The organism is Bartonella sp. AD328YNZD (assembly GCF_042196425.1).
This window is the reverse complement of sequence record NZ_JBHIQG010000655.1, coordinates 1-857: the sequence shown is the minus strand read 5'-3', so window position 1 is coordinate 857 and position 857 is coordinate 1. Positions and strand designations below refer to the sequence as shown.

Below are 857 nucleotides of genomic sequence, written 5' to 3'. Positions count from 1 at the left end.
TGATCAAGTAGTTTTTCAGCTTCTTGCCTATTTTCAGCACTGCCAAGATAGAAGATGATTTCTTTTGTTTGCCCTGGCAAAAGATCAATATCATAGGCAAATGCTGAACAAGGATCACATCCTGCTGCAATGGTATTCGAAAGAGCACCAGCTTTATGGATCGCATTTGGATGTGTTACGGTTCCCGTTGCACCGATAAATTCAGCGCGATTGGTGGTCGTACTGGTTGGCATTTCGGAGGCTGATAAAAATGTAACTTGTTGAGATTTCTCGATGTGATAGGGATTTTGAATAAAATGCGCCCCCCATCTGGCCTCATAAGAGGAAACAATAAAGGGAGCATATTTTGTACGGACATTTCCCAAAACCCATTCAACATAATTATAAAGGCGTAAACTGCGTGGTTTTTTCCCTTCATTCGTAAGGATAAGACGTGAAAAGCGAATAGGTTTTTCAGGATCAAGTGTATGGGTCAGTTCTAATGCGATTTCTGAATGTGTTGATTTAAAAGTTGAGAATCCAAACCCATGACACGCCTCATAGACAATATTTTCGTCACATTCAACAGTAGAAACGGGTGAGAAACGTTTTAAAGACTGGCGATCAACCAAATAAAGTGCTTCTCCTGGTCGGTTAAACGTTGGATCATTCGCCCAAGGAGTTAGTTGATAATCGCGGCTATTGTTAGCCCAAGTAAAAATTGCACCTTCAGCAGAGACATGAAAACCAAACCTGTGATTAGCAATGACATTAATCCACGGATGCGGTGTATTGGTACGTCCATGAAGACGTATTACATAATGATTATGCTGATTAAAACCACCGTAACCATTCCAATATCTTAGATCTTCTCCATT

The 857-nt window shown here is 40.5% G+C and carries 1 pseudogene; it reads right to left on the bottom strand.

Annotated features, from left to right (window positions below):
- Positions 1–857: pseudogene (locus tag ACFIO3_RS15825) on the bottom strand (hypothetical protein); the annotation flags it as partial.